We start from the raw sequence: 16,712 nt of genomic DNA on the forward strand, positions 1-16,712 counted from the left end.
GCGATTTCATCCTTATCATAGCGACTGTCATATTTTTTCTGAATGTATAAATTTAAGGAGGTATGTCATTTTATACGATTGGTACACCGATAGGTTAAGACTTGACAGATCCGACCATCATACCTTGAATAAAATGCTTCTGCAAGAACGGATATACGAGCAGGATCGGTACCGTAGCAACAACAATGACCGCCATTTTAATTCCTTCCGGTGACAGGAAGAGCATCAGCTCCGACGATACGTCCGATTGGCCAAACTGATCGGTAAATACAATTTCCCGCAGACGAACCTGGAGCGGAATCCAATTCCGGTTGTCAATATAGAAGACGGCTTCCGCATAGCGATTCCAATGTCCGACTGCGTACATAATGCCCATGGTGGCAAGTGCCGGTTTGGAAAGCGGAAGGACAATATTCCACAAGATGCGAAACTCACCGCAGCCATCCATTCTGGCTGAATCCAGCAGCTCAATAGGCAGGTTCAGGAAAAACGACCGCATGACGAATAAATTAAACGCGCTGATGGCCATTGGGAGCATTAAGGCCCACAGCGTATTAAGAAGTCCAAGCTGTTTCACTAGCAAATAGTTCGGAATCAACGGTGCACTGAAAATGAGCGTGAATAGCACCATGATCAGAATCGTTTTACGGAACAAATATTCAGGTCTGGATAACGGATAAGCCAGCGTCGTCGTCATAAATAAATTGATGAGCGTACCGAAAACGGTAAGGACGATGCTGTTCCGGAACCCCAGCCAAATCGTCGGATCCTGCAGGATCAGCTTATAGCTGCCAAGTGTGAAGCCAACCGGCCACAACGATACTTGCCCTGCGTTAATGGCGACGTTGTTGCTCAAGGATTGAGCTATGATATGGATGAGCGGTAGTACCATACTTAAACCGAGTGCTGCGAGCAGTATAATATTGAAAATATTAAATATTTTATGGCCTCTAGTCATGATCATCGCGAGCTGCCTCCTTTCTTTCAGGCTACTAATACAAGCCTTCACCGGTCATCTTTTTACTGAACGTGTTGCTAATCATGATTAAAGCTAAACCTACCACCGATTTGAACAACCCAATAGCGGTCGTATAGCTGTACTGTCGATCGACGAGTCCCGCGCGGTAGACGAACGTATCGATAATTTCCCCATTCTCGTTGTTAAGCGGGTTCAGGAAGACGAAGACGCGTTCGAAGCCAAAGTCGAGAAAGTTTCCGATGTGAAGCAAGAACAGAATCACAATCGTAGGCAGAATCGTTGGTATGGTGATGGCAAACACCTGCCGAATTCGGCTGGCCCCATCGATTTGGGCGGCTTCGTACAGATCGGGGTTAATGCCTGCAATAGCAGCCAAGTAAATGATCGTGCCCCAACCGCTGTCCTTCCAAATGCCGGAGGAGATCAGAATCGTACGAATGTACTCGTTCTCTCCCAGGAAGTAAATCGGGTCAATTCCGAATAATCCGAGGAGATGATTGACGATCCCGGTAGACGGCGACAACACGCCGACGACAACCCCGCCAACGATAACCCATGATAGAAAGTGCGGCATATAGACGACGGTTTGCACAATTCTTTTGTAGGTCAGCATCCGCAGCTCGTTAATGAGCAGGGCCAAAATAATGGGCACCGGAAAGGCAAAGACCAAATCATAGATGCCGATCAAGATCGTATTTTTTAAAATCTGCAAAAACTCCGTGTACTGGAACATGCGATGGAAATTTTCGAGACCGACCCAAGGGCTTCCCTTGATCCCTCTGAAAATGTTGTAGTTTTGAAAAGCAATAACGGATCCGAATAACGGGATATATTTAAAAAGCAAGAAATATATAATTCCCGGCAACGAAATCACGTAAATCGGCCAATGCTTTCGCATAAAAGCCCATTTCTGACTCTGCGATGAGAATTCGTAAACCGTTCGATCGGATGGCTGAATTTTACTTGCCATGTTCTCCTCCCCTTCATGCCTGCAGCAGTTTGTGTACTTCTCTATCTTACAAGAGTTATAAGCACTCAGGGATGGTGTAACTTATCGAGATATGTGTTTTTTTACGATCGACAGCCATGGAGAGAGCCTCTGTCAGGACTCTACACCATAGCGCTTCGCTGCACTTCGATACAACCAATCTTCAGCAATACGCAGTGCCAGGGCATGATCAATCCAGCCTGCTTCAATTTGATTCCACAGAAATTCGCTAACGAGCCGTTTTATGACGGTAATTTTGCCATAGCTCCACTCGATGCAGCGGGCATCGGAAACGATAAGCGAGCTTTTCATCGCAGGAAGCGCCTCCAAACGATACTGCATGCTGTCACGGTAGGTGCTCGCGCGGAAGTTGAACCACCAATGCCCTCCGACGTGCACATTCGGGAAATTCCATGCCGCCTGCACGATATCCAGATTGTTCATTTCGGAAGCTACAACGAGTTCGAACGGACAGCCATAGGCTTCGAACAAGGCGGACAACTTTAGGATGCGTGCGGGATCGTTAGCAGGAACAGCGGTTCCGCACCAGGAGCGTTCCACGCCGAGAAACAGCTGCACAAGCAGCCCCCTCTTCTCGGCTGCCGCTCCTACTTCGTGAAGCATCATCATCAGGATGTCATCTTTGGTGCTGCCCTGGCCGATGACGACCTTGCGGTGGGCGCTGGCCTCGTATCTCGGCAGAGTCGTCATGATGCCTTGAATGCCATCCGCTTGATAGCTGTCGAACAGGTGCGCCAGGTTCCGGCATGTTTGTGCAAAAGCAGAGGCCGGGTCAGGCGAGGATTCGATCTCCTTGACCCATGCACCCAGCTTGCCGTCGATACGCGGGATGAGAATGGCATTCCGTTTCATGCCTTGAAACTCCGCATGCTCAGCAATGTTCACGACAAACTGCTGCGCTTGCATCCGGTCGGCTACTTCCTGTGCCCAGCCGGCATTAAGGTTGGACTGCCTTACGGCAGCATCCGCCTCCCGCACCGAGTCCTCGTCGCTGATCGTGATACCATAAAGATCACTGAAAATATGGGTAAACGCCATGTTCATGAGCGTATTCCGCGTTCCATGGTAAGCCTCGAGGAACGCCGCAATGCGTTCATCCTCCGGGAGTTCCATGGGGGCTGCCGAATAGCCTGCCGCCTGCATCTCACGGTGCAGCCAGAAATAATGGGCGACCTCCCAGAAATCCCTGGCAGCCAGACGGTCACCTACAAGGTGGGTGTGCGTATCCAGTACGGACATTTGCATAATCCGCTTGGCAAACGTTTCCTTGCTAGCTTGCAGCTCCATACCTTCAAGCCTCCTTACCGGCGAGAATTTGATCGATGAGCGCCAGCTCTTCTTCCGAGAAATAGGTTTGCTGCAATGCGGCCACATTGTCATCCAATTGCTTCACTTTACTTGCCCCGATCAATGCTGAGGTAACTTGCCCGTTGCGCAGCACCCATGCCAGAGCCATCTGAGCCAGACTTTGACCGCGTTCCTGCGCCAGAACATGTAATCTTCTTGACTTGGCGATCTTCTCCTCAGTAATATCTTCCGGTTTAAGAAAAACGCTGCCTCCGGCAGCGCGCGAATCAGCCGGAATATGTTCCAAATAACGGTCTGTAAGCAGCCCCCTGGCTAACGGGCTATACGCGATCGACCCGATGCCTTCACGGGCCAGGAGCTCTTGCAGTCCCTGCTCCAAGCGTCTCTCGAACATGGAATAATGCACTTGGTGGATGACAAAGGGGGTCCCCAAGCTTTTCAATATGCGAGTGGCTTGCTCCGTTTGCTCCACGTTATAATTCGAAACGCCGACATATAGCGCTTTCCCCTGCCGGACAGCTTGATCCAAAGCACCCATCGTTTCTTCAAGCGGCGTTTCGGCATCGAAGCGATGGGAGTAGAAAATATCCACGTAATCCAACCCCATCCGTCTCAAGCTTTGGTCGAGACTGGCTAGCATGCTTTTCCGGGAACCCCGTTCACCGTAGGGTCCTTCCCACATCCGGTACCCCGCTTTGGAGGCGATGATCAACTCGTCGCGGTACGGATGCAAATCCTTGCTCATAATTTGCCCGAACGTTTCTTCTGCAGAGCCTGCAGGAGGTCCGTAGTTGTTCGCCAAATCGTAATGCGTAATCCCCAAATCAAACGCATGGCGCGCCAGAGCTCTGCTGTTCTCGAAGGTATCTCTGCCTCCGAAATTGTGCCATAATCCTAGCGAGATCGGGGGAAGCTTAAGCCCGCTTTGCCCCGTTCGGGAGTAAGACATCTTCGAATACCGATGTTCATTTGCCATATAATTCATGCTTACAGCCTCCTAATGAAGTAAGAAATATGAGCTATAAAAGGTAAAGGGTGGCCATGCCTGAGGCGGGAACGTCAAGCTTATGCAGTCCTGCTGCCAGTTGAACGGACGAATCTTCCACAATATCTCCCGTGCATGTTTGGACGATCACTCTGCATGCCGCGGTCGGCTTGCCGGATACGTCTAAAATCATTCCATTTTGCCTTCTTCCGTTGACCACGATCCACTTCCGCACGGAGCCGGTCGTTGGAAGAGGAACCACGCTGTCATAATACGTGACGACAATCCCCTGATCTCCTTTCACAGACCGGACAAGCGGGTACAAAAGCTCAGGGTTCATCGGTTCCATTGAGCCGTCCAGCAGCAATGCGCGATGCTCCTTCCAGAAAACAAGGTAGTGGGCAAGCATCGCCAAATGATCGTCCGGCAGCTTATCCAGCAGGACCGACACTTGCGGAACGGAGAACAAACAGTTGATGAGCTGCAGCGCCGCACTTTCCACCGGTTCTTCCGGATGCCACATGATCATATCGGCATGAGCGGCCGTATCCCCGCAAATGAGCCGGATATCGATCGTCCGCACCCGGTTCTGGGTGCTATCGTTCGGGCAATCCGACGCCCGGAACATATTTCCGTACTTCCGCATGGCCGGGCCGACATACATTTGGCGGAATTCAATCATGATGTCCGGGTTGAGTTCCCGCAGCCTGCCGATGGAGTCCGTCAGGAGACGGTCGACCGCCGCCGGGATCGATTCATAATCTTTGCCTTCTGCTTGTGAGGGGAGCTGCTGCTCCGGCGAATAGAATGTATCGATGAAATCAAGCTTAAAGCCGTCCAAGCCCCATGCGGTCACGGCCTCTTCATATTTCTGAATGATGTATTCTCTGACATCCGGGAATCTCGGATCGAGCACGGCAGCGCCGTGATTGTCGTTATACCGCAGGATCTTATCTTTGAAACGGTCCCACGCCTTACTGTATTTACCGATGAAGGGCACGGAATACCACAAAATAAATTTCATACCCAAGGTGTGAACAGCATCCACATGCCGTTTCATATCGGGGAATTTCCCGTCATAAGCTTCCCAATCGCCGCAGTAGGCATATCCCCTGCGATGATCTTCCGTCTGCCACCCGTCGTCGACGATAACGGCCTCCATCCCAAGCTTTTTCGCGAGGAGGCACTGCTGCTCAATGTGCTCATCCGTCACGCGCTGGTGCATGCTGTACCACGTGGAATACATCGGTTCTTTGGCAGAGTGAGGGACGAACGCCGGTGTATATTCCGGCATCCGGCTCCACCATTCCCCTACACCGCGCAAGCTTTCATAATAGGGAACATCTCTGGTATCCACGAGAAGCTTGGCTTCATAGGTCTGAAAAGGCGCCGTCTCTTCAACAAACAATTGAACCTTGCAGTGGAATTCAGCCGTCTCTTCGCTGATCGCTCCCGCATAGTGAACGGTATTGAGCGCATCGGAATAGGCAAAAGTGAGCCGGTTGCTGCCCTGGCTGTTGAATAACGCGTGAACCGGCGCGGATGCCGCCGCATTCGAACGGAAACCGCGCATCCAGTCGGCTTTGAAGCTTTTGTTCCGGTCATGTGCCGGATGCCAGCTGCCTTGAATGTCACAGGCGGGATGCGACCAGCGCAGTGTCAGCGAAGAAGGCGTTAGCGCTTCATCCGCTTCCAAGCGAAGCAGGATCAGATCGCGGCCGTCCCCGAGCTTATCTGCGGAAAGTGAAACTCGGAAGCCCTGCTCCTCTACGGTCAAGTGAAACGTGTGCGTCTCCGTAGCTATGACCTTGTTCATACAGTATCCCCCTGCTGCTGTTGGTTTTTATGACGCAGAGGACCTGCATGGCACCATACCGTTACAATGGGATCTTCTTCACTTGAGTTCATATGATGGTCCTCTCCCGGCTCAACGATCACAATGTCCCCTGTAGCGATTGGGATATGCTCCCCGTTAATCTCCATCGTCCCGGTTCCCTGCATAATGATGAAGGCTTCGCAATCCCCGTGAATATGGTAGTCTCTGCCGTCCGGCCCGTCATTCGTATGGCTCCGTTCTCCTTGCTTGGCGAAGGCAAGACCGCCGGAAGACAAATATTGCCCAGGCAATACATCCTTTAAAATATGACCGCTAGTGACATTGCTCAACTCGCTCAAACGCAGCTTCCTCATGCTCATTCCTCCATTTGTATTCGATATAGTCGGCTCCGGAAATCACCTTTCCAAACCGGTAACTGCAGTCCGATATGCATAAGCTCGTCGCCGCCGAAGCAGAACGCTGCTTCATCCGGCGCATCCGCATCGTATACACGATAATCGGCGGCTGCCTCCAGCCCCTTCAATCTCAGCTTCTTCAGAGGTGCATTAGGTTCCCCCAGCACTTGGAAATAGGCAACCAGCGCCTGCTTCTTATCCTCCGAAACGAACATCCAGGCTGCCTTTGTATCTTGGAACGGACTCATCAGGCGGTAAAAGTCTCCGAACTGAATGAGCGGGCGCAGCTGTTTGTACAGAGCAACCTGGCGTTTGACAGCCTCTTTCTCTGCCTCTGTCAAAACGGTCAAATCCAGCTCATAGCCCAAATTGCCCGACATGGCCACATGTCCCCGTATATCTATAGGGGTCGTACGGTGCACTTGATGATTAGGGACAGCGGAGACATGGGCACCCATGGTGCTGATCGGATAGACCATGCTTGTTCCGTATTGAATCTTTAATCGTTCCACAGCATCTGTATTGTCGCTGGTCCACGTTTGGGGCATGTAGTACAGCATGCCCGGATCGAACCTTCCGCCGCCGCCGGAGCAGCTCTCGAACAGCACGCCCGGGAATGCGGAGGTGATCCGCTCCATGACTTCATACACACCCAGCATATAGCGGTGTGCCGTCTCACGCTGCCGCTCCGGAGGAATATGCGCCGAGCCGATTTCCGTCAGATTGCGGTTCATGTCCCATTTGACATAAGCGATCGGACAGCCTGCCAATAGATCTGTCATGACCTTGACGATGTACGCCCTCACATCTTGCCGGGAATAATCGAGCACCAACTGATGTCTCGCTTCCGTTCTGCGGCGTCCCGCCACATGGAGACACCAGTCGGGATGGGCGCGGTACAATTCGCTGTCCGGGGATATCATCTCCGGCTCGAACCACAGCCCGAAGGCCAGCGCTTGCCGATTCACCCGGGCGGCCAAATCAGGCATGCCTGCAGGCAGTTTGCCGCGGTCGACGAACCAGTCGCCCAGCGAGCTGCGGTCATTGTCTCGCTTGCCGAACCAGCCGTCGTCGAGCACAAGGAGCTCTATCCCCAGCTCCTTCCCTACCTTGGCCAGCGCCTCTATTGTATCCGCGTCGAAGTTGAAATAAGTGGCTTCCCAGTTGTTAATGAGAATCGGGCGGTCACGATCGCGGTATATGCCACGGCAAAGCCTCGTGCGATACAGCTTGTGATAGGTGCGCGACATGCCGCCGAGACCTTCTGACGAATAGACGAGAACAGCCTCCGGCGTTTGGAATGGCTGCCCCGCCTCCAGCAGCCAGGTGAAATCAAACGGGTTGATCCCCATCACGACACGGGTCGTTCCGTAAGGATCGACCTCCGCATGGGCGGCGAAGCTGCCGCTGTATACAAGGCTGAAGCCATAAGCCTCACCCGTGTCTTCGTCCGCCTGCTTCGATAGCAGCGCCATGAACGGGTTGAGCGAATGACTGCTGCTCCCCCTGCGGCTCTCAATGACCGAACCGCCGGCTGTAATCGGGCGTCTAACGATATGGCGCTCGCGGGCCCAAGTACCGGATAAGTGAAGCATATCGAAGTCCGCATGCGGGAAATCAATCCCGAAGCTGAACGCACGGAGCAGCTTCAAGGGCCGCTCACTTGTGTTGATGAAACGAACGGACCGGGAAATCGCATCGAAATCACGGAAAACCGTATAAGTAAGTACGGCCGTTAGCCCGATTGCCGCATCGGTCAGCAAGATATCAAGGCTTTCCGCTTCGTCGGCATGCTCCGTGTATGTCGCAGGCAAGCCTTCCAGCTGCGGTTTGCCGTCGTAAATCCGGTGGGACTCATAGACCAGTTCGCTGACCGTTGAACCGTCTTCCAGCTGAACCTGATAGGCGGGAACGCGGAAATCGCTTCCGCCGTACGCAGGAAATTCTTGCGGCAGCGTATCGAGCGACAGCGTCAGATCGTCAGGATCAGTGGACGGCGAGAACGAGCACCGGCGTCTCATCGCAAGATGAGCACCAAGGCGGCTTCCCCGTACCCGACTTCCCCAATGGACATGAGCGAGGTATTTGGATTTAACGAGCTGCATGATATAGCTGCTTGACTTCCCCTGTAAATGGAAGATTTGTGAATCCGGATCATAAACAATTCCCATTGCCGCACCTCTTTGTCGTTAGGGTCTATACTTTGCCTCCGTCAGATGTTCCATCCCGGCAAATAGTCTTTCGTGTTATGCAGCATGAGGTCGAACAGTTCCTCAGCCTGCCGCACATCGATAGTCATAAGCGGATCGTTCACAAACGCATGGAACGCTAACGCTTTGTCTTTTTGAAGTGCCGCTTGCAGAATGAGCTCCTGATTCACCGTATGCCCCAGCACCAGATTGTTCACTGCCGCCGGAAGCGCACCCGCATGAACCGGGCGCAAGCTGTTCGCAGAGAACACGGCGTTCGTCTCCACGACCGCTCCTATCGGAATATTTTGCATTTGCCCCTGATTCGGAACATTGACGTTCGTAATGAATGTCTGCAACCCGATCAGCCCTTTGAGCTGCCGGACCTCTTCCTCTCCCGACGGCTTCAATTGCAGCTTCTCTGCCCCGCTTAGAAGCTTACCGTAGTAAAGCTCTGTTGCCTTATGCTTCTCTACGCGGCTGTGAACCGTCGTAAGTCCGAACTTCCAGGTTCGGACTGTCTCCGGATCCTTCAAATACCAGGGCGGCATGAATTCGGCCAGATGCCGGTCACCCGCTGCCGCAATAACGCCAAAGCGCCGGAACAAGTCGAATTTCACCCGGTTGGCACCTGTATACGGATTCGACATCCAAGCGTCTTTGTTATGCTCAAAGCCCGATTCGTAATACTTGTCTGCGAATTGCCGGTACATCGGCATCAAGTCCAAATTTTGATATGTCGCTTGATTGATCCATGTAAAATGATTAATGCCAAGCACATTAACCTTCACATCATCCCGGTGCACGCCTTCGATCCCTTCCATATCGCGCAGCATGCGAATCAGCAAGCCCTGCGTGCCGAAGATTTCATGGCAGCAGCCCAACGCTTTGATCTTCGGGAACACTTCATAGAGGGTCCTGGTACAGAGCGTCATCGGATTCGTGTAATTGAACACCCAGGCATCCGGAGAATAACGTTCAATGGCCTGGGCAATTTCCACATACATCGGGATCGTACGCAGCGCTCTAACTAGACCTCCGGGTCCGGTTGTATCGCCAACAGCTTGATAGATGCCGTATCTCTCTGGCTCATGAACATCCGATGCCATTTCCCGGAACGTTCCAGGAAGAATCGAAATAAATACAAAATCGCAACCGGTAAGCGACTCTCTGAGCGTCGGGTACGCTTGATATGTCCATTTGGATTTCGCTTCCGCATAGTCCGAAACCGAGTTACCCAGCTTTTCATTATTTCGAGCTTTGTCATAATCGAGGTCATACAACCTGACCGTACCAGACAGCTGATCGTCCAGAGCCAGATCGGCAATCAGATTTTTCGCCCAGTACATGGAGCCTCCGCCGATATAAGCGATTTGGATCCCGCTAACTTTCCCGTTACTAAATTTCATTCCTGCTCCTCCTCCCCGTCATGCACACGCTACAAGTATAGAAAACTAACGCCATTTGTGGGATGGCAAAACTTTAGAGGGGTTGTGATTTTTTACACTTTTATGGAATCCAAAAACCGCCCTCCGGAAACCCGGGGGCGGTCGTTGGTCAATCAGTTGATAAATTGCAGCGACTGCAGCGCACGTCTCAACATCACAGCAGCTTGTGCGCGAGTAGCAGGCTCAAGCGCCGCGAATTCCGTGTCTGGCATGCCTTGGATAAGGCCGGCTTTCAGGGCTTGAGAAACGGCATCCTTCGACCATTCTCCTATTACCGTATGATCAGCAAATCTACTCAATGCCGAGCGGTCTGCCTGAATGTCCTTACCTCCGGCTTTCATCGCACGCATCATCATCGTAATCATTTGTTCGCGCGTAATAAGTGCGTTGGGTTGGAAGGTACCGTCTTCATAGCCATTAATCAATCCAGCTTTATACGCTGCGCCTACGGCTCCAGCGAACCAATCGGCGGCTGGGACATCCTGGAACGTGTTATCCTTTGTTTCCGCCAAGCCAAGCGAACGAACCAGCATAGCCGCAAACTCAGCACGCGTTACGTTAGCTTCCGGAACAAATTGACGATCGGTCATACCGTTAAGTATCCATTTATTCGCAAGCAGCTCGATATCCGCTTGGGCCCAATGCCCTTGCAGATCGCTGAACGACTTCTCCGATTGGATGACGGTATATACGCTGTTGTGCGGCGAACGAATCGTTATTTCGGTGGAACCGTCCTTTGTCATTATGACAGCCGGTACAAAATGCAGCTGGTTGTGCGAATCTACCCATACGGCGGTTAGATAGGCAGGATTAATAGCTGCTTGGTCCAACATCATGGTGCGGTCAACATAAACGCCGCCGAAATCCAGCATTTCTGAACCGTTAACGGTGATTGTAAATTCGATCGGATCCGCAATCACCTGCTTCGCATTCTGGCTCTTCACCGCTCCGTTCACATCGGCTGCAGCCTTGCCGGTTACTTTCTTTATCGAGACGTTTACGACGGAGTCCTTCTGAATATCCGCGAACAGAGTAACAGGAAGCTCGTAGCGGATCCCGTTCATTTGAATAATCAAATGGCTTTGTTTATCGATCGCTTGGAGAAGGGCATTGCCTGACAATTCCACATGAACGGCCGGGTCGGTACCCTTCACCTCGATAAGAACAGCGGGATTAGCTAATGCTTTCTCCAGTTTTTGCGGATCCACGACGACTTTGATGACCGTACTTCCATCGGCTGCTGTCTCTTTCGTTACTATGGCGTCCTTAGCAAGATCGATACGGCCCGGATTCGTATTGGTGCTATTCGACGGTGCAGGTGCCGTTGCCGATCCCGGTGAAGCCGGGGTATCCTTGGAATCGCCCGATCCAGGATTGACTGCCGAAAGCACCGGGAAAGCTGGAGCCGATATCATAAATTTGCGGGAATACGGGTCCGTCCCCTTGGATCTCACCGAGATAGAGGTTGCGCCGGATAATTCAGCCGGTAAGACAAAGCCAGTCGAGCCTGCCGGCAATTCAGCCACGATTGCTTGGCCGTTATACACCGTGTAGCCTTCGCTCTGGTCGTTGGCATCCCACTTTAGAACGGCGGACGAACCGTCGCCTGCTATTTTCAGATTCTGCGGAGGCATCGGCGCGTTGAACACTTGAACCTGGGTTAGCCGTGGAGGTCCTGTTAGATCCGTGCCTGTATGGCCGCCCGATGCGTTCTCTACCGTAATCTTGATATATCGGGAATGATAGGTTCTTCCAAGATTAATCGGATAGGATGCATCCGTCGTCTCATTTCCGCCATCCAGATTGCCTGTTGCATAGGTATAGCCTTCTGTAGTCCGGAGATCTGTTTGTTTGAACGTCATGGCATCCAATTCGGCAGCCGAGTTATGGTCGCTGAAATCATCGGATACAGAGACGATGGCGCCTTTCAGCCTGGTGGATTTGGCGAACAGTCTGATTTGGCTGAAATCCATGGCTTGGCCGAGATCAAGCACAAAGCTGCCCTTTCTAGCTCCGTCCGTACCGAGCCAAACGTAATTTCCAAGTTGATCCAGGCTGGTAATGTTCGTAACATCCCTTACAATCGGGTCTTCCAGGACACCGTTGGTCAGTTTATTTGCATTGCCGTAGACATTGGCATGAACGGATGCAAGCTGAAGCGCGTTGGCACCTTCCGTCGAACCTACGTTGTACGCTTTTTTATTCCGCGCGAGGTTGGCGGACGATACACCCGATGCCAGCTTGGATATCGTGATATCGGCAAGCTGAAGCTCGGCGTCATAGGCAGAGTTGGTCGTTCCGTTAGAACTGCGGTAAATCCCCCACTTCGGACGCAAATATTGATCGAAGGCGGCTGGATATTCAGTCTCGAAATTGACATTCGAACTGCCGACCTTGACAGTTCTTTCCGGTCTTCTCCATAGGTCTTTGACACCATCGCCTTCCCCTTGTTTCGGAAACACTTGATACACGTCCGGACTGTCGAAGGTATAGACCTTCCCGGTAACCGTATCCGTAATTTTAATCGTCAACCATCCGGAATCGGAAATCAATGCGTTAAGCTCGACCTTAATCCAGTGGCTGCCGATTTCTTTTAACGGAATTCTCAACAGCGTCTTATCGCCATCATACCGGTTATGATTTATGATAAGCTCTCTAGTGTCTTTGCCTGTAATCGACATGGCCAGAATATAAGCCCCGTTCTCACCGGCACTGTTACCGCCCGCCAATGTATCGGCAGCTTGGGCATTCGTAGCTTTGAGTTGGAAAATATGTCTGAAGTTAGGCTGGTTCCACTGGTTTCCATCAGGAATATTCCACAGCCATTGATAAGCAACGATGTCGCCCTCATAGGCCGTAAAATCCTTGGTCGAATCTTCGCTTGGACGAATTTCGATTCTTTGTCTGTCGTTGATGGCCGCGCCTCCGACCACATAGCCCTTTTCCCAGTCAAAGACACCTTTGTGAGCGTATTCGCCGTCACGCACTTTATCCTCGAATTCATTATTCAAGCCTCTGCCTTGGGCCATGACCTTGAACACATTTCTCTGCAGGGTGCTGTCCCAAACGTTCTGAATATGATCATCCGCCAGTGTCGCCTCAGGACGATCGCCATAATATGCGTGATAAGCATCTCGAATCCTCTTGGTCACGCCTTCCACCGGTTCGTCGGTGCCCATGGCTCCGCCTAGAACATTATAAGGCGAAACTCCGCCAATGGCGTTCATCTTGATGGTCTTGCTGTTCTCTCCGTGCCCGCGTGCCGTCACATCCAGTGCAAAGACAGACGGGGAGCCGTTATTGAAATGAATTATCAGCTCATTCGTACCCAGCGGCAGCTTGGCAAGGAATGAAGGCTCGAGACTAACTGTATTGCCTGTTAGCCTGTAATCCGTATTTAAAATAAGCTTTTTGCCTTGGCTATCGGTTATTTCCTTAACCGTCTGCCCGCCGGCTAGGCTTACCGTAGTGCTAATTGGCTCGGTTTGATCCCATGTGCTATAGACAGCTTTGGACGGTGTAAGCGTCGTTGCGTTCGAAATTGGATCTTTTCCATAAATAGCCAATCCGGACAGCCCCATGGCCGAAAGATTCTCGTCGGCTCGGCGGTCACGGGGACCGACCAATACCGTGTTGATCATCACATACCGGGCTGTGAACGGGTATAAGAATGATTTGGTATCGAACCCCCACTGCCGACCGTTGTAAGTTACATTGGACCACATGCCTTCGGTTTCTGTTCCTCCTGCCAACCTCCAGCCGTTGCCTTCCCAGTCGTAATGGTTGGCCGTATCCGAAGCTGTTGGCGCGCTAGCCCAAGACTGAGGATCATTGGAGTAATAGACTTCGAATCTGGTCGCATTCTTTTGAATATTGGCTATGGCATTAGGAATCTCCAGATACAGCTTATCCACCGTCTTGGGAGTCCCCAAGTCAAGGCTTAACGCCAAGGAAGAAGGCGCATAGTTCTCCTTGTACACGTTGGAACTGGAATTCCGCCAATAACCGGCTCCACCCGATTTCAAAGCGTCTGTACCCGGATGCTCCGGATGCTCCGAGCTTACCTTAAGGTTCACGCCTGCTTGCGGTGTAAAGCGTGATGGATCCAATAGATTTATCGGACCAGGCGCCGTAGGAATAGTAACCGGCGTCCCGATAATGTTAAACACATTGCTTTTAATGCCGCCGGCATTATTATCTAGCGTAAGATCGGCAACAAGCAGCACGTATTGGGCATCCACCGATTCGTTCAGCGTAAGATCGGCCTTTTCGTTATTGCTCAAATCCGTCGCTTTCCCGGCACCGGGAATCATCGTCCAAGCGGACCCGTGCTCGGTTAACAGCGGCTTCCTGGTAGCTGACGAGGTGGCCGACAACGTGGTGCCTTCCATCAGCTCGTCATATGCCGCAGCATCATTGGTATAATATAGCTGGTAATTCTTTAGGAACTTGCTGTTGCTGGTCCATTCGAGCTGAATTTGGCTAATCTTGATTTTCTTTTCCAGTTTGACGGCAGCCCAGTACTGGTACCCTTCCGTCTTTGCCAATGAGCTATGCGCCTGCCAAGACGTATCCGGCTGACCATCGATAAAATTATTCTTTGAGCCTCCGCTTTGGGAAACTACCTTGATTTCCGCGCCGGGAGCTACCGCCCAGTTTTTGATTCCGGAAATATTGACATCGACATATGGCCGAATGTTTGCGGTATTCATGATGCCTGTACCGTTAAATTCTCCATAGATTCTGTAGTTCCCCGTTCCCTCTGAACTATAGCCCTCAGGACTCCATATAACATTCACCTTTTCGATTTTGCCCGTGCTCAGCGTCACATCCAGCTGTGCAGGCAAATCCAAGTTGTCGAACACGGTGCCCGGCACCCCGGAAACAACGTTAGGCCTTGCCCATGCTACGATATCCTTAGGCTGGCTGTTCGGGTTCCAGCCGTCAGGGAACACATACGTCGATGCATCCCTTTTAATTAAGTAAATATCGGACAAATACATCGTGGCGGCCTGAAATTCATCGGCATAAACCGATTCGTTCACCGTGTTGTACATACCGCGGTATAGCCCCCATTTGGAACGGTTCTGCTGGCCTGCTACGGCAGGCAAATCGGCGCGTTCCTTTTTACCCGTAACCGGGTTCAGAACCTCGGGGCGTCTCAACGTTTCAGCCGTCATGCCCCCGCTCGAAAGCACGGCATTCGTCGCCACATCGACAAGCTTGCCATATACATAGCCTTTATCGGCGCTTAGAATCGTAACCTCCATATCCAGCCAGCGGTCCACGACCTGTTCCAGCGGGATTGTGAACAGCGGCTTGATCCGGTCTGCCGCTTCCCCGTCGGGATTGTTTCTAAATTCCAAGTATCCTTTGCCATCAACCGAAACCACAGTAAGGGTCGTCACCGGCTGCCCGGCCTCATTCCCTTCAATAGCCTTCAATTGGAAGATGTGGAAGAACCGACGCGGCGCGATAAAGTCACCAGCTTCCTTCTGCGCGGCATCCATCTGATACTTGATCGTTTCCGAAGGGAGCATCAGCTTCCAATGATGGGTCATGATGTCCCCCCCCACACTGTTGGCGTCGATATTCGATGAGCTGGTGTTGCTCTTAATTTCGAGCCGCTGACGGTCGCTGTTTACCGCACCGCGGTCACCGTCGTCCCGGCTCACCCCTTCCGGAGTTTTGAAAGGCGCAAATTCATGGAAGCGTAATATATCCGAGCCAAGCTTATCCAGACCGGCGGTATTTTCAATTCCGTACTTCGTTAGCGCATTCATATCCGTTTTGCCGATTGGCTGCAGGTACATATTATCCCCCAGCCAGGAGTCAGGAACCGTCTGTGCCGCCGGATAGTCGCCTGAGCGGTCGTAAACCGATTCGAACCAATCTTTCCCGCTGTAAGATGAGGCTTTTCCAGGGCCCTCAATAGAACCTGTCGTACTGCCGAATCCGATTTTGGAAGCACCCAGCACGTCCCATGCATGCTCGCCTGCTTTGATATTCAGCGGAGAATATTTGTCATTAGGTCCCATAGCGTTTGCAATTGACGTCGGCAGCTCCATATCTACAGTAACCGTAATGGTATACTTCCGGCTGCTGCTGCTGTCATTTATATCGGTTAGCACCAAATAGTACAACGATGTTCCATTCGGCGAGAATTGATCCAGTTTGGCATCACCTGGATTGATATTGCTTACGGCAAAAGGAATGACTGTCGTTTCATCACTTCTGTAAACAGCGGCCGTAACGCCCGGATTTGTTGTTACGTTTAGCATTTGATAAGAAGCACCATAGGGCAATGAGATCCCAATGGCTGCATTCGGTACGTCAACTATCGCATTTACCGGCTTATTTACGTTCACTTCGAATAAACCTAACTCGTCTCCCGGCATGGCGTAAGCTTTGGTTACAGTGAGACCGAGAGGATTCAATAGCGTAAGCATAATAGCAATTGCAAGTATAGAGCTAACAACTTTCTTCAGAACCTGCTGTGTGAGCATCCTAGAGAGAGCCTCCTTGTAATAGCTTCTAAAACCTAATTCCAGCGGATTGTACG

General features: G+C 51.7%; 9 protein-coding genes. All 9 read right to left on the bottom strand.

The genetic code is table 11. The annotated features are described in order from the left end of the window. Window positions 1-94: 94 nt before the first annotated feature. Window positions 95-964, bottom strand: coding sequence for a carbohydrate ABC transporter permease (locus PUT07_RS20505; protein WP_274470260.1), 870 nt, complete (start codon window positions 962-964; stop codon window positions 95-97). Between the two features lie 28 nt (window positions 965-992). After that, window positions 993-1,949 (bottom strand): ABC transporter permease, encoded by a 957-nt coding sequence (locus PUT07_RS20510; protein ID WP_274470261.1) that lies wholly within the window; start codon window positions 1,947-1,949, stop codon window positions 993-995. A gap of 132 nt (window positions 1,950-2,081) precedes the next feature. Next, a complete protein-coding gene (locus PUT07_RS20515) occupies window positions 2,082-3,275 on the bottom strand; it encodes a glucuronate isomerase (RefSeq protein WP_274470262.1) in 1,194 nt (397 codons plus the stop codon). 4 nt (window positions 3,276-3,279) lie between these two features. Next, a complete protein-coding gene (locus PUT07_RS20520) occupies window positions 3,280-4,281 on the bottom strand; it encodes an aldo/keto reductase (protein ID WP_274470264.1) in 1,002 nt (333 codons plus the stop codon). 34 nt (window positions 4,282-4,315) lie between these two features. Further along, a complete protein-coding gene (locus PUT07_RS20525) occupies window positions 4,316-6,097 on the bottom strand; it encodes a glycoside hydrolase family 36 protein (RefSeq protein ID WP_274470265.1) in 1,782 nt (593 codons plus the stop codon). Next, entirely contained in the window at window positions 6,094-6,471 is a 378-nt protein-coding gene (locus tag PUT07_RS20530) for a cupin domain-containing protein (RefSeq protein WP_274470266.1), read from the bottom strand. The genes PUT07_RS20525 and PUT07_RS20530 overlap by 4 nt, the downstream gene beginning before the upstream one ends. A gap of 2 nt (window positions 6,472-6,473) precedes the next feature. Next, on the bottom strand, window positions 6,474-8,684 hold the full coding sequence (locus PUT07_RS20535) for an alpha-galactosidase (protein WP_274470267.1): 2,211 nt from the start codon (window positions 8,682-8,684) through the stop codon (window positions 6,474-6,476). Window positions 8,685-8,725: 41 nt separating this feature from the next. Continuing rightward, a complete protein-coding gene (locus tag PUT07_RS20540) occupies window positions 8,726-10,111 on the bottom strand; it encodes a family 4 glycosyl hydrolase (protein ID WP_274470268.1) in 1,386 nt (461 codons plus the stop codon). A gap of 152 nt (window positions 10,112-10,263) precedes the next feature. Then, window positions 10,264-16,656: an S-layer homology domain-containing protein gene (locus tag PUT07_RS20545; protein ID WP_274470269.1), complete on the bottom strand. Its 6,393-nt coding sequence runs from the start codon at window positions 16,654-16,656 to the stop codon at window positions 10,264-10,266. Window positions 16,657-16,712 lie beyond the last annotated feature (56 nt).

The organism is Paenibacillus sp. MAHUQ-63, assembly GCF_028765165.1.
Lineage (GTDB): Bacteria > Bacillota > Bacilli > Paenibacillales > NBRC-103111 > Paenibacillus_E.